Origin of the sequence: Pseudomonas rustica (genome assembly GCF_018336155.1) — a bacterium.
In the GTDB taxonomy this organism is placed as follows: Bacteria; Pseudomonadota; Gammaproteobacteria; order Pseudomonadales; family Pseudomonadaceae; genus Aquipseudomonas; species Aquipseudomonas rustica.
Window position 1 is genome coordinate 338133 of record NZ_JAGYHF010000007.1, and the last position, 25288, is coordinate 363420.

General features: G+C 59.5%; 32 protein-coding genes. 8 read left to right on the plus strand and 24 right to left on the minus strand.

Annotated elements, in window-relative coordinates:
* The first annotated feature begins 51 nt into the window (after positions 1-51).
* From KFS80_RS16115 to tsaA, 5 genes are all read left to right on the plus strand, one after another.
* Positions 52-525, plus strand: coding sequence for a GNAT family N-acetyltransferase (locus KFS80_RS16115; protein WP_212545309.1), 474 nt, complete (start codon positions 52-54; stop codon positions 523-525).
* 190 nt (positions 526-715) lie between these two features.
* Positions 716-1426: an rRNA pseudouridine synthase gene (locus KFS80_RS16120; RefSeq protein ID WP_212545310.1), complete on the plus strand. Its 711-nt coding sequence runs from the start codon at positions 716-718 to the stop codon at positions 1424-1426.
* A gap of 72 nt (positions 1427-1498) precedes the next feature.
* Positions 1499-1969: a YehS family protein gene (locus KFS80_RS16125; protein WP_053117744.1), complete on the plus strand. Its 471-nt coding sequence runs from the start codon at positions 1499-1501 to the stop codon at positions 1967-1969.
* A 128-nt stretch (positions 1970-2097) separates the two neighbouring features.
* Positions 2098-2868 carry an SDR family oxidoreductase gene (locus KFS80_RS16130; RefSeq protein WP_159813158.1) on the plus strand — a complete coding sequence of 257 codons (771 nt, stop codon included), beginning with the start codon at positions 2098-2100 and terminating at the stop codon, positions 2866-2868.
* Between the two features lie 167 nt (positions 2869-3035).
* On the plus strand, positions 3036-3734 hold the full coding sequence (gene tsaA, locus KFS80_RS16135; RefSeq protein WP_178124181.1) for a tRNA (N6-threonylcarbamoyladenosine(37)-N6)-methyltransferase TrmO: 699 nt from the start codon (positions 3036-3038) through the stop codon (positions 3732-3734).
* Positions 3735-3908: 174 nt separating this feature from the next.
* On the opposite strand, the gene fpr is transcribed toward tsaA, so the two are convergent.
* On the minus strand, positions 3909-4688 hold the full coding sequence (gene fpr, locus KFS80_RS16140; protein ID WP_007908723.1) for a ferredoxin-NADP reductase: 780 nt from the start codon (positions 4686-4688) through the stop codon (positions 3909-3911).
* Between the two features lie 133 nt (positions 4689-4821).
* Here fpr and KFS80_RS16145 point away from each other — a divergent pair, with 133 nt between their 5' ends.
* Positions 4822-5748 carry a LysR family transcriptional regulator gene (locus KFS80_RS16145; protein WP_053117737.1) on the plus strand — a complete coding sequence of 309 codons (927 nt, stop codon included), beginning with the start codon at positions 4822-4824 and terminating at the stop codon, positions 5746-5748.
* On the opposite strand, the gene KFS80_RS16150 is transcribed toward KFS80_RS16145, so the two are convergent.
* The 3 genes from KFS80_RS16150 to KFS80_RS16160 all read right to left on the minus strand — a co-directional run bounded on the left by KFS80_RS16150 (position 5745) and on the right by KFS80_RS16160 (position 7802).
* Positions 5745-6107, minus strand: coding sequence for a diacylglycerol kinase (locus KFS80_RS16150; RefSeq protein WP_053117735.1), 363 nt, complete (start codon positions 6105-6107; stop codon positions 5745-5747). The two genes, KFS80_RS16145 and KFS80_RS16150, sit on opposite strands and share 4 nt — an antisense overlap.
* A gap of 74 nt (positions 6108-6181) precedes the next feature.
* Positions 6182-6832 carry a response regulator transcription factor ErdR gene (erdR, locus tag KFS80_RS16155; RefSeq protein WP_053117733.1) on the minus strand — a complete coding sequence of 217 codons (651 nt, stop codon included), beginning with the start codon at positions 6830-6832 and terminating at the stop codon, positions 6182-6184.
* Positions 6833-7055: 223 nt separating this feature from the next.
* Positions 7056-7802 (minus strand): tRNA-uridine aminocarboxypropyltransferase, encoded by a 747-nt coding sequence (locus KFS80_RS16160; RefSeq protein WP_212545311.1) that lies wholly within the window; start codon positions 7800-7802, stop codon positions 7056-7058.
* Positions 7803-7991: 189 nt separating this feature from the next.
* Between KFS80_RS16160 and KFS80_RS16165 the strand changes: the two genes are divergently transcribed.
* A complete protein-coding gene (locus KFS80_RS16165; protein WP_053117728.1) occupies positions 7992-8417 on the plus strand; it encodes a PA3611 family quorum-sensing-regulated virulence factor in 426 nt (141 codons plus the stop codon).
* Here the strand turns inward: KFS80_RS16165 and KFS80_RS16170 are convergent, their stop codons facing one another.
* Positions 8418-8612, minus strand: a complete 195-nt coding sequence (locus tag KFS80_RS16170; RefSeq protein WP_053117727.1) for a hypothetical protein — start codon at positions 8610-8612, stop codon at positions 8418-8420. It lies immediately after the preceding gene.
* A 349-nt stretch (positions 8613-8961) separates the two neighbouring features.
* On the opposite strand from KFS80_RS16170, the gene KFS80_RS16175 reads away from it, so the two are divergent.
* Entirely contained in the window at positions 8962-10080 is a 1119-nt protein-coding gene (locus tag KFS80_RS16175; protein WP_212545312.1) for an LOG family protein, read from the plus strand.
* A gap of 55 nt (positions 10081-10135) precedes the next feature.
* Here KFS80_RS16175 and recX read toward each other — a convergent pair whose 3' ends face one another.
* The 19 genes from recX to KFS80_RS16270 all read right to left on the minus strand — a co-directional run bounded on the left by recX (position 10136) and on the right by KFS80_RS16270 (position 25287).
* Entirely contained in the window at positions 10136-10606 is a 471-nt protein-coding gene (recX, locus tag KFS80_RS16180; protein ID WP_212545313.1) for a recombination regulator RecX, read from the minus strand.
* Between the two features lie 8 nt (positions 10607-10614).
* A complete protein-coding gene (gene recA, locus KFS80_RS16185; protein ID WP_159813148.1) occupies positions 10615-11667 on the minus strand; it encodes a recombinase RecA in 1053 nt (350 codons plus the stop codon).
* A gap of 83 nt (positions 11668-11750) precedes the next feature.
* A complete protein-coding gene (locus tag KFS80_RS16190) occupies positions 11751-12251 on the minus strand; it encodes a CinA family protein (protein WP_053117718.1) in 501 nt (166 codons plus the stop codon).
* 67 nt (positions 12252-12318) lie between these two features.
* On the minus strand, positions 12319-12837 hold the full coding sequence (locus tag KFS80_RS16195) for a lysis system i-spanin subunit Rz (RefSeq protein WP_212545314.1): 519 nt from the start codon (positions 12835-12837) through the stop codon (positions 12319-12321).
* Positions 12816-13382: a glycoside hydrolase family 19 protein gene (locus KFS80_RS16200; RefSeq protein WP_212545315.1), complete on the minus strand. Its 567-nt coding sequence runs from the start codon at positions 13380-13382 to the stop codon at positions 12816-12818. Before KFS80_RS16200 ends, KFS80_RS16195 begins: the two co-directional genes overlap by 22 nt.
* A gap of 96 nt (positions 13383-13478) precedes the next feature.
* Positions 13479-13946: a tail fiber assembly protein gene (locus KFS80_RS16205; RefSeq protein ID WP_246541879.1), complete on the minus strand. Its 468-nt coding sequence runs from the start codon at positions 13944-13946 to the stop codon at positions 13479-13481.
* Positions 13947-13948: 2 nt separating this feature from the next.
* Complete coding sequence (locus KFS80_RS16210; RefSeq protein WP_212545316.1) at positions 13949-15502, minus strand: phage tail protein; 1554 nt, start codon at positions 15500-15502, stop codon at positions 13949-13951.
* A 10-nt stretch (positions 15503-15512) separates the two neighbouring features.
* Complete coding sequence (locus KFS80_RS16215) at positions 15513-16112, minus strand: YmfQ family protein (RefSeq protein ID WP_159813141.1); 600 nt, start codon at positions 16110-16112, stop codon at positions 15513-15515.
* Positions 16100-17143, minus strand: a complete 1044-nt coding sequence (locus tag KFS80_RS16220; protein WP_212545317.1) for a baseplate J/gp47 family protein — start codon at positions 17141-17143, stop codon at positions 16100-16102. The genes KFS80_RS16215 and KFS80_RS16220 overlap by 13 nt, the downstream gene beginning before the upstream one ends.
* A complete protein-coding gene (locus KFS80_RS16225; protein ID WP_212545318.1) occupies positions 17133-17531 on the minus strand; it encodes a phage GP46 family protein in 399 nt (132 codons plus the stop codon). Before KFS80_RS16225 ends, KFS80_RS16220 begins: the two co-directional genes overlap by 11 nt.
* A complete protein-coding gene (locus KFS80_RS16230; protein WP_212545319.1) occupies positions 17531-18040 on the minus strand; it encodes a phage baseplate assembly protein V in 510 nt (169 codons plus the stop codon). The genes KFS80_RS16225 and KFS80_RS16230 overlap by 1 nt, the downstream gene beginning before the upstream one ends.
* 107 nt (positions 18041-18147) lie before the next feature.
* Complete coding sequence (locus KFS80_RS16235) at positions 18148-19188, minus strand: phage baseplate assembly protein (RefSeq protein ID WP_212545320.1); 1041 nt, start codon at positions 19186-19188, stop codon at positions 18148-18150.
* Between the two features lie 3 nt (positions 19189-19191).
* Positions 19192-20430: a DNA circularization protein gene (locus KFS80_RS16240; protein ID WP_212545321.1), complete on the minus strand. Its 1239-nt coding sequence runs from the start codon at positions 20428-20430 to the stop codon at positions 19192-19194.
* The gene (locus KFS80_RS16245; protein ID WP_212545322.1) at positions 20417-22192 is read right to left on the minus strand and encodes a phage tail tape measure protein; all 1776 of its coding nucleotides are present in this window, start codon (positions 22190-22192) and stop codon (positions 20417-20419) included. The genes KFS80_RS16240 and KFS80_RS16245 overlap by 14 nt, the downstream gene beginning before the upstream one ends.
* 130 nt (positions 22193-22322) lie before the next feature.
* Positions 22323-22619 (minus strand): phage tail assembly protein, encoded by a 297-nt coding sequence (locus KFS80_RS16250; RefSeq protein WP_007908778.1) that lies wholly within the window; start codon positions 22617-22619, stop codon positions 22323-22325.
* Positions 22616-22963, minus strand: coding sequence for a phage tail tube protein (locus KFS80_RS16255; protein WP_053117683.1), 348 nt, complete (start codon positions 22961-22963; stop codon positions 22616-22618). The genes KFS80_RS16250 and KFS80_RS16255 overlap by 4 nt, the downstream gene beginning before the upstream one ends.
* Before the next feature lie 67 nt (positions 22964-23030).
* Positions 23031-24527 carry a phage tail sheath subtilisin-like domain-containing protein gene (locus KFS80_RS16260; protein ID WP_212545323.1) on the minus strand — a complete coding sequence of 499 codons (1497 nt, stop codon included), beginning with the start codon at positions 24525-24527 and terminating at the stop codon, positions 23031-23033.
* Entirely contained in the window at positions 24527-24706 is a 180-nt protein-coding gene (locus KFS80_RS16265) for a DUF2635 domain-containing protein (RefSeq protein WP_053117680.1), read from the minus strand. Before KFS80_RS16265 ends, KFS80_RS16260 begins: the two co-directional genes overlap by 1 nt.
* A complete protein-coding gene (locus KFS80_RS16270; protein ID WP_212545324.1) occupies positions 24703-25287 on the minus strand; it encodes a phage tail terminator protein in 585 nt (194 codons plus the stop codon). The genes KFS80_RS16265 and KFS80_RS16270 overlap by 4 nt, the downstream gene beginning before the upstream one ends.
* Between the last annotated feature and the right edge of the window lies 1 nt (position 25288).

Below are 25288 nucleotides of genomic sequence, written 5' to 3' on the forward strand. Positions count from 1 at the left end.
TATCGTTTATCGGGGGACGGACTCCCTTGAACGAACAAGAGGCCAACGGGCATGCGTCACCACTCGGTTATCCACACGCCGAAACTCAGCGATTATCAGGAACTGACCCGGGTCTGGGAGGCCTCGGTTCGCGCCACCCATGATTTTCTGCCGGACAGCTACATCGAGCTGCTGCGTAATTTGGTGCTGACCCGCTATCTGGATGCGGTGATGCTGATTTGCACCAAGGACGCCGACCAGCGCATAACCGGGTTTGCCGGGGTCGCGGCGGGCAAGATTGAGATGCTGTTCATTGATCCGGATTTTCGCGGTCAAGGTTTGGGCAAGAAGCTGCTCAACTATGCGATGCAGCATTTGAACGCCGATGAGCTGGACGTCAACGAACAGAACCCGCAGGCGCTTGGCTTCTACTTCAAGCAGGGGTTTGAAGTGATCGGCCGCTCTGAAGTGGATGGTATGGGCCAGCCGTATCCGTTGCTGCATATGCGTTTGCGGCAAAATCAGCAACGCTCCAGTAATGGTTGAAACCCTGTAGAACCCTGTGGGAGCGAGCTTGCTCGCGAATGCGGTGTACCAGTCACTGCACACATAGACTGGCATGACGCCTTCGCGAGCAAGCCCGCTCCCACATTGAATTCAGCGCCTGTAAATGGAACCGGGCTTAACCGGCGCCACACAGGTACAATGCCCACCCCTTTTTTGTTACGGCCCTGTCATGACTGACCCGATTCGCCTCTCCAAACGCCTCATCGAACTGGTCGGTTGCTCCCGCCGGGAGGCCGAGCTGTTCATCGAGGGCGGCTGGGTCACCGTGGACGGCGAAGTCATCGACGAACCGCAGTTCAAGGTCGGCGACCAGAAGGTCGAGCTCGACAAGGACGCCCAGGCCACCGCGCCGGAGCCGGTGACCATCCTGCTCAACGCGCCGGCCGGCATGGACGTCGAAAGCGCCATGCAATCGCTGAGCATCGACACCCTCAGCGAAGAACACCGCTATGGCAAACGCCCGTTGCGCGGCCACTTCCTGCGCCTGACCGCCAGCGCCGACCTGCAAGCCAAGGCCAGCGGGCTGCTGGTGTTCACCCAAGACTGGAAAATCCTGCGCAAGCTCACCGCTGACGCTGCGAAGATCGAGCAGGAATATGTAGTCGAAGTTGAAGGCGACATGGTCGCCCACGGCCTCAACCGCTTGCAGCACGGCCTGACGCACAAGGGCAAAGAGCTGCCGCCGGTCAAGGCCAGCTGGCAGAACGAAAACCGCCTGCGCTTCGCCATGAAAAACCCGCAGCCGGGGATCATCGCCCAGTTCTGCGCAGCGGTTGGCCTCAAGGTCATCGGCATCCGCCGTATCCGCATCGGCGGCGTCTCGATCGGCAAAGTCCCGGTCGGCCAATGGCGCTACCTGTCCGGCAAAGAGAAGTTCTAAGACTTCCACTGCCGCCACACATTCCGGCAGCGCGCCCGCGTGCTGCCCACAACGCTTATCAGGATTACTCACATGATTCATAACGACGTATTGCGCAGCGTGCGCTACATGCTCGACATCAGTGACAAGAAAGTTGTCGAAATCATCAAACTCGGCGGCATGGACGTAGCACTCGCTGACGTGCTGACCTGGCTCGACAAGAAAGAAGAAGACGAAGAAGGTTTCGTGCGCTGCCCGGACGAAGTCATCGCGCACTTCCTCGACGGCCTGGTGATCTTCAAGCGTGGCAAGGATGAAAGCCGTCCGCCGCAGCCGATCGAAGTGCCGGTGACCAACAACATCATCCTGAAAAAGCTGCGCGTGGCCTTCGAATTGAAAGAAGACGACATGCACGCGATCCTCAAGGCTGCCGAGTTCCCGGTGTCCAAGCCTGAGCTCAGCGCACTGTTCCGCAAGGTCGGCCACACCAACTACCGCCCGTGTGGCGACCAGTTGCTGCGCAACTTCCTCAAAGGTCTGACCCTTCGCGTTCGCCCGGCCTGATCCTCGCTGCGGTGGCGATCGATGGTCGCCACCGCAATGCATGACCGTTCATTCCCTGCAAAAATAGTGGCTCCGCTTTTCGCGGCTGACGACTAGGGTGTATTGATCCCTAGCACTCAGGACTCGCCATGCACCCGTATTTCTCCCTGCAAGGCCGCACCGCTCTGGTGACCGGCGGCACCCGTGGTATCGGCAAAATGATCGCCAAAGCCTTCGTCGAGGCTGGCGCGCGTGTCTATGTCTGCTCGCGCGACGCCGAAGCCTGTCATCAAACCGCGGAAGAACTCAGCGCTTTGGGTACTTGCTACGGCATGGCAGCGAATCTGGCGACTGAAGAAGGCGTGCAGGAACTGGCCGCGCGTCTGGGCGAGCAAATCACCCATCTGGATATTCTGGTGAACAATGCCGGCACCACGTGGGGCGCGCCGCTGGAGAGCTACCCGGTCAAGGGCTGGGAGAAGGTGATGCAGCTCAACGTGACGTCGGTGTTCACCTGCATCCAGCAGTTTCTGCCGCTGTTGCGCAAGGCAGGCTCGGCGGCGAATCCGGCGAGGATTATCAATATTGGTTCGGTGGCGGGGATTTCTTCGTTTGGGGAGCAGGCGTACGCCTACGGGCCGAGTAAGGCTGCCCTGCACCAATTGTCGCGAATTCTGGCGCGGGAGCTGGTGAGCCAGCACATCAATGTCAATGTGATCGCACCGGGAAGGTTTCCGAGCAAGATGACTCAGCATATTGGCAATGATGAGAAGGCGTTGGCTGAGGACACGGCGGTGATTCCGATGAAGCGTTGGGGGCGTGAGGAAGAGATGGCGGCGTTGGCGATCAGTTTGGCGAGTACCGCCGGGGCCTATATGACCGGGAATATCATTCCGCTGGATGGTGGTTTCAGTCTGTAGATCGGCGGCGCGGCCTTCGCGAGCAAGCTCGCTCCCACATTGGATCTATGGCGTGCACAAGATCCCTGTGGGAGCGAGCTTGCTCGCGAATAGGCCAGCCTTGCCAACACCAGACTTGAGGCCCGCCGGGTTATCATGCCCACCCTGCCCCGCTTCGAATGCAAACCATGACTTACAGCGTCTCCCCCATCGGTTTCGTGCGCTCCTGCTTCAAGGAGAAATTCGCCATCCCGCGCCAGCCGCAACTGGCCCCCGCCGCCCGTGGCGTGCTGGAACTGGTGGCGCCGTTCGATCAGGGTGACGCCGTGCAAGGCCTGGAACAGGTCAGTCACGTCTGGTTGCTGTTCCTGTTTCATCAGGCACTCGAAGAAAAACCACGCCTGAAAGTCCGCCCACCCCGCTTGGGCGGCAACAAGTCCATGGGCGTGTTCGCCACCCGCGCGACTCACCGACCCAACGGCATCGGTCAGTCTGTGGTGAAACTGGACAAGGTCGAAGCCAATCGCCTGTTCATCTCGGGCATCGATTTGCTCGACGGCACGCCGGTTCTCGACGTCAAACCCTACGTGCCTTACGCCGATATCATCCCCGAAGCCTCCAACAGCATCGCCAGTGCAGCACCGCAGCTGATTGACGTGCAGTGGACGGACTCGGCACTGAAACAAGCGCACACACACGCTCAGCGCCTTGATGAACCGTTGGTTGCGTTGATTGAACAGTGTCTGGCCCAGGATCCGCGTCCGGCGTACCAAACCCCGGTACCTGAGCGCGAATACGGCGCGCAGTTCTGGGATCTGGACGTGCGCTGGCATTACCCGACGCCTGAGCAGATTCGCGTGCTCGAAGTCATTCCTGCCGAAGCGTAACCCCCGGAAACGAAAAAGCCCGCGCTGCCTTCTCAGGCAACGCGGGCTTTTACTGTCACACCTAAATCTTTGTAGGAGCAAAGCTTGCTCGCGATCAGCGGTCTCACATTCGAAATCAATGTTGAATGTCAGACCTACTTCGCGAGCAAGCTCGGCTCCTACAGGTATTGCGTTTTACTTCTCGACGAACGCACGCTCGATCAGGTAATCACCCGGCTCGCGCATCCGCGCCGAGATCTTCAGGCCGAAGCTGTCGAGCACTTCGCTGGTCTCGTCGAGCATGCTCGGGCTGCCGCAGATCATTGCACGGTCGTCCTGCGGGTTGATCGGTGGCAGGCCGATGTCGCTGAACAGTTTACCGCTGCGCATCAGGTCAGTCAGACGGCCCTGATTCTCGAACGGCTCGCGGGTCACGGTCGGGTAATAGATCAGCTTGTCACGCAGCGCTTCGCCGAAGAACTCGTTCTGCGGCAGGTGCTCGGTGATGAATTCGCGGTAGGCGACTTCGTTGACGTAGCGTACGCCGTGAACCAGGATCACTTTTTCAAAGCGCTCGTAGGTTTCCGGATCCTGAATCACGCTCATGAACGGCGCCAGACCGGTGCCGGTGCTCAGCAGGTACAGGTGCTTACCCGGGTTCAGGTCATCAAGCACCAGGGTGCCGGTAGGCTTCTTCGAGATGATGATCTCGTCGCCTTCCTTCAAATGCTGCAGCTGCGAGGTCAGCGGGCCGTCCTGCACCTTGATGCTGAAGAACTCCAGATGCTCTTCCCAGTTCGGGCTGGCGATCGAGTAAGCGCGCATAAGCGGGCGGCCGTTAGGCTGTTGCAGGCCGATCATCACGAACTGACCGTTCTCGAAGCGCAGGCCCGGATCGCGGGTGCACTTGAAGCTGAACAGAGTGTCGTTCCAGTGATGAACACTGAGGACACGCTCGTGGTTCATGTTGCTCATGTACGTTTGACTCCTGGAGATTGGGTCTGCGCTGGCTTTTGAAGGCGACGGTGCGCAATTGCATCGCATTCTAATAGCGACGACAATATCTGTTAACTGGATTATTAAGATAAGGGTTATCGGTTATATCGATATGCGATTTACTCTCCGTCAACTGCAAGTCTTCGTCGCCGTCGCCCAGCAGGAAAGCGTATCCCGTGCTGCGGGTCTGCTCAACCTCTCGCAGTCGGCTGCCAGCACTTCGATCACCGAGCTTGAGCGTCAGTCCAGCTGCCAGCTGTTCGACCGCGCCGGCAAACGGCTTAGCCTAAACGCCCTCGGTAAACAGTTGCTGCCGCAAGCGGTGGCGCTGCTCGATCAGGCCAAGGAAATCGAAGACCTGCTCAACGGCAAATCCGGTTTCGGCTCGCTGTCGGTCGGCGCCACGCTGACCATCGGCAATTACCTGGCGACCCTGTTGATCGGCAGTTTCATGCAGCGCCACCCGGAAAGTCAGGTGAAGCTGCACGTGCAGAACACTGCCAATATCGTGCAACAAGTTGCCCACTACGAAATTGATCTGGGTCTAATCGAAGGCGATTGCAGCCACCCGGACATCGAAGTGCAGAGTTGGGTTGAGGATGAGCTGGTGGTGTTTTGCGCGCCGCAGCATCCCTTGGCCAAACGCGGCACCGCAACCATGGAAGAGCTGACGCACGAGGCGTGGATTCTGCGTGAACAAGGTTCCGGCACGCGGCTGACCTTCGATCAGGCCATGCGTCATCATCGCAGCGCGCTGAATATCCGTCTGGAGCTGGAACACACCGAAGCGATCAAACGCGCGGTGGAATCGGGGCTGGGGATTGGCTGCATTTCGCGACTGGCGCTGCGTGATGCGTTCCGACGCGGCAGTCTGGTGCCGGTGGAAACGCCGGATCTGGATCTGGCGCGGCAGTTCTACTTCATCTGGCACAAACAGAAATACCAGACCTCGGCGATGCGCGAGTTTCTCGAACTGTGCCGCGCTTTCACCGCCGGGGTTCAGCGCAGCGACGAGATCGTCTTGCCAACGATCGCTTAAAGCAGAATCACTGCCCACACCAGACCGATCATGCTCAGCGCGACGAATTGCGCGGCGCTGCCCATGTCCTTGGCGTTCTTTGACAATGGGTGCAGTTCCAGCGAGATGCGGTCGATGGCCGCTTCGACCGCCGAATTCAGCAGCTCGACGATCAGCGCCAGCAGGCACACCGCGATCAACAACGCCTGTTCAACACGGCTGACATTCAGAAAGAACGTCACCGGAATCAGGATCACGTTGAGCAACACCAGTTGGCGGAACGCCGCTTCACCGGTGAAAGCTGCGCGCAGACCGTCCAGCGAGTAACCGGAGGCATTAAGGATGCGTTTCAGGCCGGTCTGGCCCTTGAAAGGTGACATAACGTTGAGACCAACCAAAAAGGAGTGAGAAAGCTAGATCAACAAAAGTCAAAAAAGCGTGAAGGCGCCAGGCTTTATTGACTCGGAATTGACTCAAGTTGTTGCAGAAGCAACGCAGCCTGCGTGCGGGTGCGCACATTCAACTTGCGGAAGATCGCCGTGACGTGGGCCTTGATGGTCGCTTCCGACACACTCAACTCATAGGCAATCTGCTTGTTCAACAGGCCTTCGCAGACCATGGTCAGCACGCGGAACTGCTGCGGCGTCAGGCTGGCGAGGCCATCGCTGGCGGCTTTGGCTTCGTCGGACACGGCAACTGCTTCGAACGCTTGCGGCGGCCAGAACACATCGCCATCAAGCACTTTGCGCACGGCTTGCTGAATCACGCTGAGGTCGCTGGATTTGGGAATAAAGCCACTGGCGCCGAATTCACGGGACTTGACCACCACAGAGGCTTCTTCCTGAGCCGAAACCATCACCACCGGAATCTGCGGATACTGCCCGCGCAGCATGACCAACCCGGAAAACCCGAAAGCGCCGGGCATGTTCAGATCCAGCAGCACCAGATCCCAGTCAGATTTTTCGGTCAGGCGCGCTTCCAGTTCGGCGATGCTCGCCACCTCCACCAGTCGCACATCCGGGCCAAGGCCCAGCGTCACCGCTTGATGCAGGGCGCTACGAAACAGGGGGTGATCATCGGCAATCAGGATGTCGTATGTGGCCATTTTTCAAATGATCCTGTTTTTGATGGCAGACCCGATGCAGTCGGGTCTGGCCAAAGCAACTCAAGATGCCGCTTGCGAGCGGTATCCACAGGGGCACGTTCAACGCCAATAACCAGCAAAGACGGCGTTTCAAACCTTGGCCGCACCCTAATCGGCGCCAAGCATGCCCAGCGAAGACTGGGTGGTCAAGCAGCAAGGCCGCCGGTGGCTACAGTATGGGCCACTATTGCGCCAACTCCGGCTGCGGCTTTCGTATATAGGGCAGCAACTCGGCGTGCGCGGGGGTGGATTCATTCATGTCCAGTTGTTGCTTGGCGCCGAGGTAATGCTGGCTGAACACATCGAAATAGGCGTCCAGCGCCGAGGCGGCATCCGCGTCGCCGGCCAGCTCCAGGCACAGCGCCGCGACTTCGGCGGTGCACAGGTGCTCGCTGCGGGTCGAACGGCGCAAGCGATAGCGCGAGAGTTTGTCGGGCAGCAGGCTCAGGATCGGCAAGCGATCGAAATACGGGCTCTTGCGGAAAATTTTCCGCGCTTCCGTCCACGTCGCATCCAGCAGAATAAACAGCGGGCGCTTGCTGCTGTCGGGCGCGACCGTGTTGGTCACCCGTGACGGCTCGACGTATTCGCCGGGGAACACCAGATAAGGCTGCCATTGCGGGTCGTTGAGCAGCGCCAGCATCTGCGGATCGGGCTCGGTGCGCGACCAGATGAACGCATGGTTATCGCGCACGACATCGGCAATCAGCCAACCGGTGTTGCTTGGTTTGAACACTTCCTTGCCGGTCATGATCAGGCACACGCCTGAACGCGTGTCGACGCTTGGTCGCCACGCACACAGGCAATGGCTGATGATCACCCGGCAATCGCGGCAACGCTCGGAGCGAAAGCCACGGGCCTGAATCGGCTTGATGCCTTCATCTTCGCGCTGGTCACGCAAACGGGCGACGGCGTTGGGGGCATGGTTCATCGCGGGCAACGCCGGCAGACAGGGAAACTCGACACGAACAGCACTCGGCAGGGCAATAAAGGCCGGCAGTTTACCAGAGCAACGGGGACAAGCCTGTACCCTCCCGACCGGCTCCCCTATAATTCGGCGCCACTGAACGCACAGCCCCGAGGCTGGTCGAACCACCAGTCACCGAATCAGGAGAGTTTCATGCTGCGCCTTATCGTTCCCACCGCTGCCATTCTGCTGGCGTCGTCCTTCACCGCTCAGGCTGCATCCTTGAGTGAGCAGAATCTGAACCGCGAGCTGCGCAACGTCGCCGCCCAGAGCAGCGTCGGCACGCCACGCGCCATCAGTGAAGACATTCTTGATCAGGGTTTCACCGTTGAAGGCACCACGCTGATCAACCACCTGAGCGTGCAGGCCAGTCATGCGCAAAAAATGCGTGCTGATCCCAAGGCTGTGTACTTTCAACTGGGCGCTTCGGTGTGCAACAACCCGGCGTTTCGCAAGCTGATGGCCAAAGGCGCGGTCATGCGTTACGACTTCACCGAAGTGAAAACCAACAAGGCGATCGGCTCCGCCAGCTATCAGGATTCGGATTGCCCGAAAACTGCCCCGGCGAAGAAGAAGTAATCATCGCGAATTGGCGCGCCGCTGTTCATCCTCGGCGCGCAATTCGGCCAGCAAGGCCTGAAGATACTGCGACGGATGTTCGCCACCCGCCAAACGCCGGCAGCATTCCTCTTCGAGACTGACCTGATGGGTCTCGGCAGATGCTTTCAACATTCGATACAACTGTGCATCGATCTCCAGAACCACTCTGGTCATGTCCCGCCTCCTGGCTACCCGCAAATCCTTCAAAAACGTGCACCTTGCGTACGGTTATTGCCGCAACGCTGTCGTACGGCGCCTGTAAGTTAGTTAATCAGAGGGTTTAGCGCGCGTAGCACGTTCAGACGAGCGGTGTGCCGATCCCTGAATATCAACAAGCGGTTGCCAGCCAGAACATTGCGGCGCAATGATCGGGTCAGCGCAATTGCACGCAAGGGTCTAAATTCAAAGTATTCCCGATTACCTGTTAACGGCAGAAATGGAACTGCCGATCGTGTGTGTTTTTGCAGCGCGGCCCTGACGCCGCTCGTCAGGGCCACCCGCTCTGTGCAGAAGGAGACGTTGAATGCCTTACCAACCGAATGACCTGTTGAGTCGTCATTTTCAGGAAAGCGGCCCCGACCTCATCAGCCAGGTCGAAGCACAACTCAGCCGTGTTTCCCCCAACAGCCCGAACCTTCCCATTTACCGCGACATGATCCTGACCGTGCTGCGCATGGCTCAGGAAGACCACAATCGCTGGAACGCCAAGATCACCCTGCAAGCCCTGCGCGAACTGGAGCAGGCGTTTCGCGTGCTGGAGCAATTCAAGGGCCGACGTAAAGTCACTGTGTTCGGCTCGGCACGCACACCGGTCGAACATCCGCTGTATGCGCTGGCCCGAGAACTCGGCGCGCAACTGGCACGCTCGGACATGATGGTCATCACTGGTGCCGGTGGCGGCATCATGGCCGCCGCCCACGAAGGTGCCGGCCTCGATCACAGCCTCGGCTTCAATATCACCCTGCCCTTCGAACAGCATGCGAACCCGACCGTCGACGGCACCGACAATTTGCTGCCGTTCCACTTCTTCTTCACCCGGAAACTGTTCTTCGTCAAAGAGGCCGACGCGCTGGTGCTGTGCCCCGGGGGTTTCGGCACGCTGGATGAAGCACTGGAAGTGCTGACGTTGATTCAGACCGGAAAAAGTCCGCTGGTGCCGGTGGTGTTGCTGGATGTTCCGGGCGGCACGTTCTGGCAGGGCGCGATGGATTTCATTCGCCAGCAACTGGAGGAAAATCACTACATCCTGCCGACCGACATGAAACTGATGCGCCTGGTGTACACGGTCGAAGAGGCGGTGGAGCAGATCAACCAGTTCTACAGCAACTTCCACTCCAGCCGCTGGCTCAAGCGACAGTTCGTGATTCGCATGAATCACAAGCTCAGCGAACAAGCGCTTGAGCATATGCAGGAGGCGTTTGCCGATTTGTGTCTCAGCGACCACTTTCATCAACACGCCTACAGCGGCGAGGAACACGACGAAGCGCAATTCAGCCATCTGGCGCGATTGGCTTTCGCCTTCAATGCGCGCAATCAAGGGCGGTTGAGGGAGCTGATTGACTACATCAACTTGCCGGAAAACTGGGCGCAGTCCAAACCGCAAGCGGCGCAACGTACGCGTGAGCCGTCAAAGGCAATTTAAAGGCAAAAAAAAACGGCCCGCTATTTCCATAGCGGGCCGTTTTTATTGAGGCGTCTTAATCGTCCATCCCTCGACCGCTGAACAAGCGGTTGATCATCTCCATCGAGAAGCCCCGATACGCAAGGAACCGGCCTTGCTTGGCCCGTTCTTTCGCATCAATCGGCAAATGCCCGGAGAATTTGCGCCGCCACGTTTCCTGAAGTTGCTCCTGCCAACTGATACCGCTATCGCGCAGGGCAAGTTCGATATCAGCGCGTTGCAAACCGCGCTGGCTCAGTTCTTCTCGAATCCGCAATGGGCCATAGCCGGAGCGGGCACGATAGGAAACAAAGCTTTCAAGGTAACGGGCTTCGGAAAGCAGGCCCTCTTCCGTCAGACGGTCGAGGGCTGTTTCGATCATCTCCGCCTCGGCGCCGCGTTGACGCAGTTTGCGCGTCAGCTCGACTCGACCGTGCTCGCGACGTGCGAGCAGATCCATGGCGGTTCGCCGCACCGCGACGAGGGTTTCGAGTACGACGGTGCTCATCGTTGCTATCAGATATCAGCGTCGGCCAGGTCGTCTTCGGTCTCTTTGACCGGCGAAGCCTTGGTGTCGGCCGCTGGGGTCAGCAGCTTGTCACGCAGTTGCTTCTCAAGCTTTTTCGCGATTTCCGGGTTGTCCGCCAGGAACTTGGCCGAGTTGGCCTTGCCCTGACCGATCTTGGTGCCTTCGTAGGCGTACCAAGCACCGGACTTCTCGACGAAACCGTGCAGCACGCCCAGGTCGATCATCTCGCCGTTGAGGTAGATGCCCTTGCCGTAAAGAATCTGGAACTCGGCCTGACGGAACGGCGAAGCCACCTTGTTCTTCACAACCTTGACGCGGGTTTCGCTACCGACCACTTCGTCGCCTTCTTTCACCGCGCCGGTACGGCGGATGTCGAGACGAACCGACGCGTAGAACTTCAGCGCGTTACCACCGGTAGTGGTTTCCGGGCTACCGAACATCACGCCGATCTTCATACGGATCTGGTTGATGAAGATCACCAGGCAGTTGGCATTCTTGATATTACCGGTGATTTTACGCAGTGCCTGGGACATCAGACGGGCTTGCAGGCCCACGTGCATGTCACCCATTTCACCTTCGATTTCAGCCTTCGGTACCAGGGCTGCCACGGAGTCGACGATGATCACGTCAACGGCGTTGGAGCGCACCAGCATGTCGGTGATTTCCAGTGCCTGTTCACCGGTGTCCGGCTGGGAAACCAGCAGGTCGTCGACGTTGACGCCCAGTTTGCCGGCGTACTCAGGGTCGAGGGCGTGTTCGGCATCGACGAATGCGCAGGTCGCGCCAGCTTTCTGAGCCTGGGCAATCACGGACAGAGTCAGTGTGGTTTTACCGGAGGATTCAGGACCGTAGATTTCAACGATACGGCCTTTTGGCAGACCGCCAATGCCGAGCGCGATGTCCAGACCCAGAGAGCCAGTGGAGATAGCCGGGATCGCCTGACGGTCCTGATCGCCCATACGCATTACGGCACCCTTGCCGAATTGACGTTCGATCTGACCCAGGGCCGCAGCCAAGGCTTTCTTCTTGTTGTCGTCCATTAAAGTCCTCACGTAATCAATAAGGCCTGACGGCCAACACCTGTATAAGTAGCCAGTATTATTCCACAGCGTTCGCGGATCGCCTACCCCTGATTTTCGATTTCTCGTGCCGCTAGTCGCAGGAGCCCCTCTAGCGCGGCCTTCACCGTTTGTCGGCGGACTTCATCGCGGTTACCTGGGAAGTGTTGAACCTCACTGGTCACCGTTTCGCCAACCCCCCAGGCCAGCCACACGGTGCCGACCGGTTTGTTTGGTGAACCACCGTCCGGCCCCGCCACACCGCTGACCGCCACGGCAAATCGCGCCAGACTTTTGTCCTGCGCGCCACGCACCATCGCCTCAACCACCTCGGCACTGACCGCGCCTACCGTCTCGAACAACCCGGTCGGCACATTCAATTGCTGGGTTTTCTGCCGGTTGGAATACGTCACGTAACCCGCTTCAAACCAGGCCGAGCTGCCGGGAATCCGCGTGATCGCTTCGGCGATGCCGCCACCGGTACACGACTCGGCAGTGGTGACATGGGCATTGAGCACTTGCAGGCGTCGGCCCAGTTCAGCAGCCAATTGGGTGATCTCTTTCACGGCGCACTCCGGATCGTGTGGAATGCCTCCACCGTACACGAGCCGGTTGCGCTTTCAAGACACAGAGTCATTCAAAATGTTCGGGCGCGAGCGCTCTGACATAGGCCTGACACGCCTGCAAGGCAATCAGTCCGCGGTCGCCGGTGTCGGTGATGGCGATAATTCGTTGAGCATGCGCCGGGTCAAGTCGGGCGCGTACGGCTGCATGATCCACGCCGCCGGGGCTGGCGGTGGCTGGCAGTTTGCAGCCGTGGGCAACATCGCCTGCGTCGAGAAGGACTGACAGGCGCACATCAGCAGTGGCAAGGCGATCGCGCAGGCGATCCTGATCACGTTGGGCATCGCTCAGTGCTCGATAGTGGGTTTGTTCACTGGTCACGAGCCGTTGCTCAAGCGCCAGGCGTTTATCCTGCTCGGCCTGTTGCGCCGAGGCGGCGGCGAGACTCCGTTGATTCAGCGTTTCTGTATTTAAACGCGATTGCTCGGCAAGTTGGCGGCCGTAGCGCCAGTCCTGAAACTGCCAGGCCGCCACAAAAGCGCCGACGGCCAATAAGAGTAAGCCAATCATTCGCCAGGGGATTGGCATAGCACCGCCCTCGCCCGCGCCCAGATTTCCAGGCGATCCTGCAAGCCGTTCAACCCGCCGTTTATTCGCCGGGTGATGGTGTTGAACTGGTCGCGATCAGCCAGTTCGTTGAGGCCGTTCTGCTCCCAGAACCAAGCGGCAGATTCGGCCGCCCATTGCGGTTGTTCGAGCAGTTCTGGCAGCGACAGCAGGCGTTCATCGCCAAACAGACCGAGGCTGCACTGGCGATAGTTGCTGCGCCCGGTGATCTGGATGAGCCCGCGCCCGCGGTATTTTTGCCCGTCGCCGTCAGCTTCGGGCGTGTTGCCCAAGCGCAAGGCCAGGGTGCCGGTGTCGTATTTGCTCAGGTATTGGTTGTTGCCCAGTTCGCGTACGTACTGCAATTGCCCGGATTCGTGACCGACTTGCGCAAGAAACGCGGCGATGCGTGTGGGTGTATTGATAAGAAAGCGCTCCATGGCAGCATTGAGCGCAGAAATAAAAACGCCCGCTTGGGTGCGGGCGTTGGGGAGGATGTTGACCAGTTGGTCTTGGGTAACGGACATTTCAATCCAACCACTCTTTAGTAGAACCTTCATTAGCAAGACACCGCAGACTGGCGGGAGCGTCATGAACCGACGCTCCCGCGCTTACATCAGCAATCAATCAGGTTGCTGCGGCCAATCGATCGTGCGAGGAAAAGCGGCCTGGGTTTCTACTCTTGAAAGCAATACCCGGTACTTTCTCCAAAGATCCAGCTGCGCCTGAACCACTGGCACCTGAGCGAGCTCTTCCTCTGTCGCCATTTCCAGGGCGATAGAGTCCTGCAACGTACTCAAGTCGCCCTGCAACTTTGTGATCGTCGACGATGCCAACGCTGAAAGGCCTGAGCATTTCATGCGCTGTGTATTTTTCAAAGTCTCGTCGCTGGGCTCGGCGATGTCGCCGTACTCCAGTGCCGTCGCCCGTTCAAACAGTTCACGGCCGTGCGATTCCGGATCTTTCGGAGAGGCCGTAAATGGCATTTCCCCCAATGTATCTTTGGACTCTTCGAAGGTGACCAACAGGTTCAACGAGGTGTGTTCGACGTCATTCCAGCGTGGCTGACGTGCACTCAATACTTTCATCATGTTCAAGAAACCCTCAGGCATACGGTGGTGGAATCGGGACTGGCGCCGTCCGCATTACGAATAGCGCCCATCAATCGCCAGGTACCGGCAGGTGCGCCGCCCCAGGCAGAGCCATCGGTGGCGGTGAAGCGGCAATTGACGCCTGCAGCGAGCGCTCCCGGCCCCGTCGCGCCACCACCACCGACCACCAGCAAGGCATACGAACCGACCATCCCGGTTTCTGCCGTTGACTGTGCGTAAATCGCTTTGACATTGCCGATGCCGTCGGTCCAGATACTGCCCAGATCCGTAGCATCGACTTGCGCCCGCAATGACGTTCCGTCCGCCGCCCAACCGATCATGACCATATTGTTGGATTGAAAATTACCACCGCCCTGACGAACCGGCACAAACCCAAGTCGAGGCTGTAGCAGCAGAAGAGTGCTGTCGGAGGCGCGACGAAAATAAGGCTGGGACAGATCGTTACTGGCGAAACCTGCGTAGGTAATTCCGTCACTCAGCACACGAGCATTGATCGCACTGTTGGCTTCAGCGCGGGGCATCGCATCGGTAATCCCATAACCACCCAAGGTTGTCGCGGTTCTGGCCAGCACGACAACTTCGTTGTTGTTCCTGTTTCGCATGTACGGCGCAGCGGAGTTGCCGCTGGCGAAACCCGCGATAGCACAGGCATCGCCGCTGATCTTGTTGTCGAGAAAACTGTCCGTCGCGGTCTTTGAATAAACATCGGCGACGTTGGCCTTGGTGCCCGGGTCAAAGTTGGCAGAGCACCACAGGTTGCCAAAACTGGTGGCGTCCACCTGGATAAGGATGTTTTTACCATCCCAGCCAATCGACACCGAGTTGCCCAGCTGTCCGGCGCCACCGCCCTGCTTCACGAACGCATTGTTCGCTGCCACTTTTGTGTAGGCATCAGTTATGCCATAGCCATCAAGCGTGGTCGGGTTGGAGCCAGCGGTTACTTGCCCGCGCGCGTTGACCATGACCTTGCGGTATTCGCCAGACGCCACACCGGTGTAGCCGGCAAACATTTCGAAGGTCAGACCGGTAGTGCCGACCTTGATCGGGCCCGGAGTGGTCAACTGCCAAATGCGAGATTTGTTCACCACACCCTCATCGGTCGCGATGATGAAACTACTGGTTACTTGATAGTCCTGCGTTGCATCCACCGCTCGCGACCAGGACCCCGCAGCCACCACGTACACACCGTTTTGCGATGCATTGGGTTGATCCTTCACCAGCACTCGATCAGCTGCAGCGAGCTGCACACCGTCGATTTTTTGCAAGCCGCTCAGGGCAATCGAGCCTGTTGTCGCAACACGGGCCGAGTTCTTGAAATCGTGGGCAGCGAAACTCTGGATAGCCTCCAGCAATTGCGTGGAAGCATCTTCTTTGGGGACTAACCCGGCTGCTTTAATCACATTCAGAATTTCTTGCGTGACGGCGTTGCCCCACGTTGCCGGAATCAAAGAACCCGGAGTTCCAGCCACCGGATTTTCGTCCGCAAACTGTCCGTTCACCAGGCCGACGCCGGGCGTATTTTTTGGGAAATCCATTTTCTAACCTCTAGTCATAATTGATGTACACACGGGTATGCGCCGGCGCACTGCGATGGATAAGGCATTCCAGAGCACTGCCCGGATTGACGCCGAAACGCTCGCCCCAGTAACTGGCGCCAAAACGGCGGCCGGTGAACTGCCGCCCACCGGTATTGAGTGTCCACATGAACTGCGCCCGCCAACTGCCGAAGTGCGCACTGCCGAAACGTGAGCGCCCCATTCGGGGTGCATGCATCTCGGTGACGGTGGCGTTGGGATAGCCTTGGGTCTGGGCGATTTCTATGAAGTAACCGATGGTTTGGCTGCCTACCGCGAGCAGGCGCCGACGTACCGCTAGGCGACGATCGTCAAACAATGGCTTCTGACCAAGGCAGGGGTCGGGCAAGTTCATGACCCGCTCCCAATCCGGTACAAGTTCACTGACGCCAGCCGGATCCATCTCGTTTTGCAGGTCAACCGCACGCGCGTCCAGACGCGATAACTCCTGCGAAATACCTTCAAGAACTGCCTCCAGTTCCGGCACTCGTTCAGGATCCCAGGCAGGACCGCTCGGTAGCAGAGTGCGGAGCTGGGATTGATATTGAGCAGGCGTCCTTATGCCACCCATACACACCCCCCGTAGGTGAGCAACTGGTTGTCCGCAGCTTCAACATCGCCGATTGGCTCAATCAGACTGTGGTCGTATTCACCGGCTGCACTGCTGATCGCTTCGCGGATGTGACTGAGCAGCAACGTATCGCCCATGCCTGCCTCTCGATTGTGCAGGTCGCGCAATTGCTCTTCGACCGCAGCTCGTACCGCACTGGTATCAGGGTTCAAACGTAGTTTGTAGGTAACCGAAACTTGTTGCGGCGCCAGCACGTGCAACTCGGCTGTGACCGGACGCAGGGGTTCGATATAGGCCTGGATTTCTGCCAGCCGCTCTGCGTTGGGAATAGGCTGCAAATCGTCATCGCGCATGACGAACAAATAGACAATTCCATAGCCGACATCGCTTGCACGACACCACGCCCGCGTCACACCCGGCACTTCCAGCGCCCAGGTTTCATAATCGCTAGCCGAGCCACCGTGAGGGATCACGCGATAGGAACGAATCACTCGCGAACGCAGCGACTCCAGACTCTCCCGCGCGACACCACCGCTGAGTCCCGGCGCCAGCACTACAAAACTGCTGCTGACGATACCGGCAACCGGCTGCACCGGCGTCAACACGAGGCCCGCGTCAGCATTGCCGAGGCTGCCGGCATCGAGCGCGGCGATGGTGGTGCTGTTGACACCGTTGGCCGTGACCCGCGCAGTGGTGACTTTGTAAGTACGGCCATCGTTGGTTTGCAGCAACGTATCGACGTCCAGAATCGCACCGGCCGTAGCGCTGAAGCTGACACTGCCCGTGGCCACTTGCGCGGGTTTGCGTGGCTGGTTCAGACGCAACGCGGCGATGCGTTCCAGGGTCGATTCATCGGCTTTGTCGGGGAGGATCTGCTCGGCAATCCAGTCGAGATAACCGTACAGACCAAACGCGGCGCCGCCGAGGGTGCGGGCCAGCACTTGCGCATCGGAATGGCGCAGCGAATCGCCGGCCAGGTCGCTTTGGGTGCGCTTGATCAGCACCGGCAGCGAAGGGGTTTCAAACGGCATAGATCACCTGCCAACTGTTATCGGGGTTAATGTCCAGACGTTCGCCGTCGGCCAGGGTCAGCACCGTGCGCAGGTTCAGACGCTGCGCGTCGAGGCGTTCGCTGAGGATGTCGATGGCGCTGCAGTGGCCGTCGTCGATCAGCCATTGCAAGGCTTCGCGGGCATAGAACTCGGCGTCCATCTGGGTTTGCCGGGTCAGCTTGACCCGGCGCAACAGCCACAGCCGCGAGCCGATGCGATCGTCAGCGACGGTGGGAAAGCTGTCGCCCCACCAGCCGAAACGTTCTTCATCGTCGAGGGCGTCGTCATCGGCAGCGCGGCGCCAGGTGAACAGGCTGATAAGTACGGCGCGGGTCAGTGCGGCGTGGAGGTTCTGGCTGATAAACATCACTGGCCTCCTGCCGGCACACCGGTCTGGCCGCTGCCGGCTTGTACGCCGACGTGGACGTGTTTGATCTGGCTGATACCGCCAGCGAGCTGGTCACCGGTGGAGACGATTTTTCCGCTCTGATTGATGACCGGCGTGTCGAAGTTCACCGCGCTGCTGGCGCGGATGTTCAGCGTGGCGGTTTCGATGTCGATGATCCGTCCGCGCTTGAAGTGGATCTTGTCGCCCTCGTCGGTGTAGATCGCCACTTCGCCGGCGGCCAGCGCTTGCAGGCGGTAGCGGCGGTCGGCGATGACTAAAGCGATGGCGTGGGAACGGTCGCCGCCGATGAAGGTGACGACGCCTTCGGCACCGGCCAGTGGATGGCTGGTGAAGCCGTAGGGTTCGAAGTGTTCGAGGTCGTCGTTGACTTCACCGGCGGTGAGGCGCATTTGCAGCGATTGCAGCTTGGAGGCCGAATTGGCGAGCACGACAGTGCCGCGCGCCAGCAGGCGTGTCATCAGGCTCATGTTGAATTCCTATGAGGCCCTAAAAGATCGCAGCCTTCGGCAGCTCCTACATTGGATCGGTGTGCATATGTAGGAGCTGCCGAAGGCTGCGATCTTTTAAGGAACAGTCAGGTTTTGGGGGGACTGGGATTGGCGTCAAAGGTATGCGGCGGGGCCACTTGCAGCGTGGTCACCGAGCCTTGTGCCGACAATGAATACGTCACTTTTGAAATGAGCATGTCGCCGTCAAAACCAAGCACCGGATCTTTCACTCGCACCAGCGTGTTGTGACGCCACAAATCGCCATTGGCCTGACGCCAGCCCTGCACCTGATACGTAGTGGTTTGCGCGCGGCCCAGGCGGGTGGCGCTTTCCCATTGGGCACGCTGCTGCGCCAACTCAAAGGTCAGTTGCGTGCCCTCGTTGATCACCGTGGTGCGTCGACGTTTGAACGTCAGGTCAGTCGCCGTCGATTCAACTTCGCTGACCGCCGCCCCGCTCTGGGTGTCCGAGCCTTTTTGCTGACCGATCACCCGGTATTCGGAGAACACCTGGCTCTGATCCATCGGCGCATTGGCAGACAAAATATTCTTGCCCAGTTCCAGCGCATCACTGGCACGACCGCCGCTGCCGGGCTTGGCCAGCACCAGCCGGCCCTGCTCGTCATCGGTGGAAAAAACCCGCAACAACGAGAGCAAACGATCGATCGACTGAAACACCGTTTCACCCGGCACGATCGTGTGTTTGGCCAGCCGCGACGTCTCGGAAATTTCGTTCACGACCTTCAGCGAATACTCACTCGCCAAGGCCTCGACGATACTCAGCAAGGGTTGATCCTGCCATTGATTCGGCCGGTTGGCGGCCGCGCAATCGGCCAGATCCTGCGTCCTGGAACTGCCTTCGATGCTCAGGCTGATCTGGCGTCCGTCATAGCTGATCGGCGCTTTGAACACATAACCGGTGAGCACCAGATCCCTGCCGATTTTCACTTCGCAGGGGTCACCGGGTTTGATCCGCTGATCCACAGTTTGTCCCGGCCACTGCCAAGTGATATCCAGTTTGAAGGTGCGAAACTGACGCTCCAGATCGGCGCTGATTTCGACGCTTTTCCAGCCGCCGTATTCCATGTCGTTGACCGTCAGCGTGACGCGATTATCCATCTCGCTCATGGCTTACTCCCTGGAAACTTTCACGTCGTTGGGCGGCAGATACAACGGATGAACAGTACCGTTGCGTTGAATCACTTCAGTGACGCGAGTGGCATCGGCGAACTGTTTGTAGGCCACCACCAGCGCCGGCAAACTTTCCTGAAACGACTTGCTGACCTGCCGCACACCGGACGACGCCACCGCTTTGAGGTGATTGATCAACGCCTCTTTCACATCGTTGATCGCCTGAAAATGTCCGGCACCGGCCTTGTCCAGCATCGGATCAATCGCCGCGCTCACCGCTTCGCGCAGGGCCTGCATGTCATCACTGACGGGCACTTCCTGACGGGTCACCGGCGTGGTCGCCTGTTGGCCCACCGACGGTGTCGATTGCAGCTTCACCGGCGTGGTCGCGACCGGCATCGACGCCACCCATTGCGCGACTTTGACCAGCAGCGTGTCCTGCACCAGATCGGCCATGGCTTGCGCCGCCGCGTTGGTGTCCTTGCCGGTGGTGATCTTCGGCGCATCGGCTTTGCGGATCGCCTCGAGTTGTTGGGAGACGTCGGCAATCACGCTACGGTAGCCCTCCTTCGCGAACGCTTTCAGCTCCTTGATATCGCCGAGCAAGCCTTTGAATTCCGCTGCCACTTCCTTGGGCAATTCCTTGACCGCTTTCACCAGCTCAGTGATCTGCTTGTACTGCGCGATCAGCGGTTTCAGCTGCTCTTTGATCACCTCGTAAACCCCGGTGAGGCTGTTGCGCAGATTGGCGATGCCGATCCGCGCAGCCTTGATCAGCGTCATCGCCTGTTCGAAACGCGCCACCGCAGAACCGAGCAGCGAGTCGGCTTTCACCAGCAGGACTTTCTGCGTACTGACAGTCGCCGTCGGAAACGGCAGCGGCTGATCGGGATAGAACTTCAGCGTGAACGTGACCATGCCGCCGTCCTGGCGGGTGTGGGTCATGTCGCATTCGCCGACCTTGACTTGCAGGCGTCCGAGCCACGGATGCACCAGCTCACCGCTGCCCGCCTCCAACGCCTTGAGCAACTTGTCACGTTGCTCCAGGCAATCGGCGCCGATGATGAACGCGGTGATGTCGTGGGTCTTGGCTTGTTGGCCGAGGTCCTCGAAATACGGCAGGTCACGCTGCGGATATTCGTGCAGCTGACCTTTGCGACCGACCGGGGTTTTCGCCTGATCGATCCAGAAGCCGACACCGCGAAAGGATGCCGGCAACAAACGGTCACGCCAGTTCATTGGAACCTCCTGCCGACAGCGAGCGATAGCCGATGCGCGACGACAGCGCCAGGCCCGGTTGATTGGTTTGCGGTTGATCAGTGCGCAGCCCCGCCGGAGCATTTTCGAAGCGTACGGTCAGGCCGCCCTCGAGTTGCGTACGGTTGTTGGCGGCGCTTTGCTGGATCAGGGCACCGGAACTCTGTGGCAACGATCCACCCTGTAGCGTGCCGTTGCTCGATGCCTGAGGGTTCGCGCCGAAGAACGCTGGGGCCAGTTCGCCTTTGCCTTCGGCATTGGTCTGGCGTTGTGCCTCGGTGAAGGTTTCCACCTTGCCGGTGACCTTGGCGATCAGTCCGGCAAAACCACCGTCGAACAGCTCTTTGATCGGTGCGATGACGGTTTGCAGCTTTTGCCACAACTCGCCGAACCATTCGGTGATCGGCCCCCAGTTCTTGATGATCTGCCCCAACGGTGTCCATTCGAACATGTTGTGCAGAAACTCCAATACCGGCGCAGCCAGCGCTTGCACCACGCCCCACAGTGCCGAAAAGACTTCGCTGATCGGCTGCCAGTACTGCGCGATCTGCTCCAGCGGCGACCATTCGAACAGGCTCTGAAAGAAGCTTTTGATCTGCTGCGCCGACGTTTGCAACGCGGCCCAGATCGGTTCGAAGAACGTGACGATGCTGCCCCAGTTATTGACGATCATCCCCAGCGGGGAGAAGTCGAACAAAGTGCCGAAGAAATCCTTGATCGCTTGTGCCGCCGGTTGCAGCGCCGTCCAGATCGAGCCGAAGAACCCGGTGATCGCTCCCCAGTTGTTGATGATCATGCCCAACGGCGTCCAGTCGAACAGGCCTTTGAGGAACGCCATCACCGGCACACTCAAGGCCTTGAGCAATTCCCAGATCGCCGAAAACAGCCCGGTCAGCGGCGCCCAGTTGTCCATGATCATGCCGGCGGGTGTCCAGGAGAACACCGACTTGAAGAAGTCGATCACCGGCGCAGTGACGGCTTTGACCTTGTCCCAGATCCCGGAGAAGAATCCCGCGATCGGTGACCACAATGCCGCCAGTGCATCCAGCGGTCGCCAATCGAGGATCGAGTGCAACGTTGCCATCGCACTCGCACCGAGGTTTTTCACGCCCTCCCACAGGCCCTTGAAGAACGCGCTAATCGGCGTCCAGTTGGCATAAATCAAACCGGCCGCCACCGCGATGCCCATGGCGATCAGCATGATCGGATTGGTCTTGAGCACCATGCTCATGACGTCCATCACCTGGGTCATACCGGTGACGGCGGTTTGCATGGCGGAGAAGGCAATCGCCCCCGCCGCCAGGCCTTCGACCAGTTTCGGGTTGTCGGCGAGCAGGCTGCCGACCTGCGTCAGCATCGGTTCCAGCCCGACCACCAACGCCCCTACCGCCGGCACCAGCGCGGCGTCGACGGCCGCCGAAACCTTCTCCATCGAGGCACTGAACACGTTCATGTTCTGTGCAGCGACTTTCGGCGTGGCGGGCAGGTCGACGGTTTTTGCCGTCGCGCTGACTTCAGTCAATTTGCCCTGAAATGCCGCTGCCGATTTGATTCCGTCCACGAACGGCGTGATCACGCTGCCGCCCTTGAACAGGCCACTGATGTCGAGTTTGCCGAGGCCGGTCTGTTCGAGGTTTTTCTTGAAGCTGTCGACTTTCTCGCGAAGCGCACCGAGCTTGGGCGACAGCTCATCGATGCCAGTGATCAGCACCGATGTTTTGGGTTTGCTTTCTGTGTCTGCCATCACTGCACCTGCTGCATCGCATTGATCCGTTGCGCGTGCTCCAGCGATTCGCGGAGCACATCCAGTGGCCTGGCCATCATCTGTTCGGGGTCAACCTTCCAGAACCAGGCCAGGTCATAGGCGACTGCGATCAGGTCGGTGATGGCGCCGACGCCGCACTCATGAAAAAACTCGCAACGGCCCAGCTCAGCGCGTTGAGGTCGGCCAGATCCAGCTGGTTGACCGACGACGGCGGAATGCCGGCGCACACGGCGATGTATTTGGCCGCCACGTCCATGTCGAGGCTGACTTCTTCGCTCTTGTCGATCTTGTACGGCAGCGCCTTGATCGCTCGCACTTCCTGCACCGTCGGGCGGCGCAGAACGAGTTCGGTCAGGGGCTCGCCGTGAGCTTCGATCGCGACTTGAAGCTTCACGGCGCCGCTCATTGCCAGGTTCCTTTGATGCCTTCGAATTTCAGTTCGATAGCGGCGTCATCGCCTTTGGAAACCGGTTCTTCAACCAGATACGCACCGGCCAGCACGTAGACTTTGCCGTTGCTGAATTCGCAGGTGACGGTCATGTCGACGCCTTCGATCAGTTGCTTGAGCGGGAAGTCCGGGGTGTGCAGCGCGGTCACTTTGAACGACGCTGCCACGTCGGTTTCCTTGTAAAAACCCGGCACGATGGTTTCGCGTTTGGTGGACATCAGCGGGGCTTCGCAGCCGCCGTTGATCGTCAGTTGTGCGCCGTCGACTTTGACGTAGCAGGTGCCTGCAATCAGTTGACCCATGGTGTTACTCCCTTGAATAAAAAAGCCCACGCGAGGTGGGCTGAATGCTTGCCGTCAAACGTGCGGATCAAGCCGCGTCGTCGTACTGCAGACGGAATTGGTTGAGCAGTGCGAACACGCGCAGACCGTTGATGTAATCCGGCGGGAACAACACGTTCACGCGGCTAGGATCCTGCACGTCGCGCTCGACGATCAGGTGCTCGGCGAACAGCTCGGCGTTCTCCACGTGACCTTCCAGTTCGAGTTTGGCGTACTGCGCAATCAGCTCTCCGCGAATGGTGCTCGGCGTGACGATTGGCTGGCCGGCGCCGAAGCGGGTGCCGTCGGAAGCCAGTTTGTGCCGACCGTACTTGCTGGTGATCACGCTTTGCAGACGGCGCACGATGAACGCCGACTGGTGCATGGTTTCGCTGTCCAGATAGGAGTTGTCGGCCTGGCCGTAAGCGTTTTTCTGGTAGGTGGTGATCGAACGCTGGATGCGCACGTAACCGCCTTCGTAGTACGCGGTGGCGATGCCGTAGTTAAGCAGCGACTGACGCTCGGTCAGGGTGAAGCGCTCGCTCGCCGGTGCCGGATCAACGCCCGGCAGGCTGCCGCTTTGCGTCGGACGGCTGGCGTCGGCGGAGATGAACACTGCGGTGCGTGCAGCCAGTGCAGCGGCTTGTACCCAGAACGGTTGCGGAACGCCCGGCTCCAGCGCCTGAATGGTCATGTGCTGGTCGTTGCGCGCCTGGCCGGCGGCAACCAGAGTGCCGACGGTGCCGCGCTTGGCACTGTAGATGTGACCGAACAATTGCTTGGCCCACGACCAGCGACCGGTGCTGTCATCCATGACCGCTTGCCAGGTGTTGAGCGTCGACAGATCCGACCACGGCAAGGCGATGAATTCGAACGGCTCATCACCCAGTGCGGCGATGGCTTCGACCTGATCCGGCACACCGGCGCCACCGGTCATGGCGGTGATTGCGGAGGTCAGACCGGCCGGAGTTTCTTCGCCGTTGCTCTTGCCCAGACGATTGAATTGCAGGCTGATGTCGTTGCCGCTGTCGCCGGTCCATTTGGCGTTCAGGGTAACCACACCTTCGGCAGCGGCAGCGCTCACTGGCAGGTCGGCGGTGGCGTTGATTTTCTGCGCCAGCGCGGTGGCGGCCTGAGCGGCGGTAGCACCGTTGACCACGGTGGCTTGCACTCGCACACCGCCGACATACAGATTCAGCACGCCAGCCTGAGTGGCGGCGCCGGTCAGGGTCAGCACGCCTTTGGCGACCGCGCCTTCAGCGTTGTGCAGCGGCAGGCACCAGATCTCGCCGATCGGGTCAGCCTTGCGGAAGGTCTCGTACATCGCGGCGAGCATCGAGCCCTGACCGCCGATGCTTTTGGCCAGCGCAACGCTGGAGACCAACACCAGTTTGCCGACCTCGGTCGGCGCAATGTTGTCGTTGACCTGAGCGACGATCAAACGACGCAGGGTCGAACTCGCGCTATTGGCGGCCGAATTGTCCATTTCGGCATAGAACAGCGGTACACGAATGTCCGCGGGGATGTTACTGAATCCGATCGCCATTATTTGGCTCCCTTTTGTTTAGCGGTTGCGGTTTTGAGGGTGATATCGCCGTCGGCCAGACGTCGGCGCCACCAGGCGCTGTCCAGCACTTCACGGCCTTCCAGCGGCAGCAGATCGCCTGCCTCCGGGTCAGGTACGACGCGACCGGCGGCCGGCAGTACGGTGATGCGATTACTCATGGGGTTACGTCTCCAGAGAAAGTCATTTCCACGCGCCCATCGGGGCCCGGGCGTTTCAGATTGGGGTCGGCCGGGTCGATCGCATCGACCCGCACGGTGGCCCCGGTGAAGGACGACAAACCGTCCAGTTCGCGTTCGTGCCAACTCTCCGCAGGCTGACTCGGCAGATTGCGGCCGAGCTGGAACTCGGCAAAAAAGCGCAGCCGGTAAAACGCCCGGCTGCTGTTGATCGACAGCAGTTCACCGCCGTCGTAGACGATGGCGCTGTAGTCGGTATCGGGCTTGAAACCCACCAGCGCACGCCACAGTTCGGCGCGCAGGTCGTGCAACAGATCCAGCGCTTTTGTAGGGTCGCTGGCGTCGAGCGCCAGAACGATTTCAAAGCGGTCGCGGATCGGTTGGGTGGTGAGGTTTTGTGCGGTGCTATTGCTGGCCAGATCAGCCAGCGGCAGCACGTGGGCCGAAGGTGTCGGCAGAGCGGAATTGCCCTGCAACAACGCCAGATCGATACCCACCGAAATGTGATTGGCCAGGCTTGGGCATTGCGCACGCAATTGCGTGAGGATCGGGGTGATCTTCATG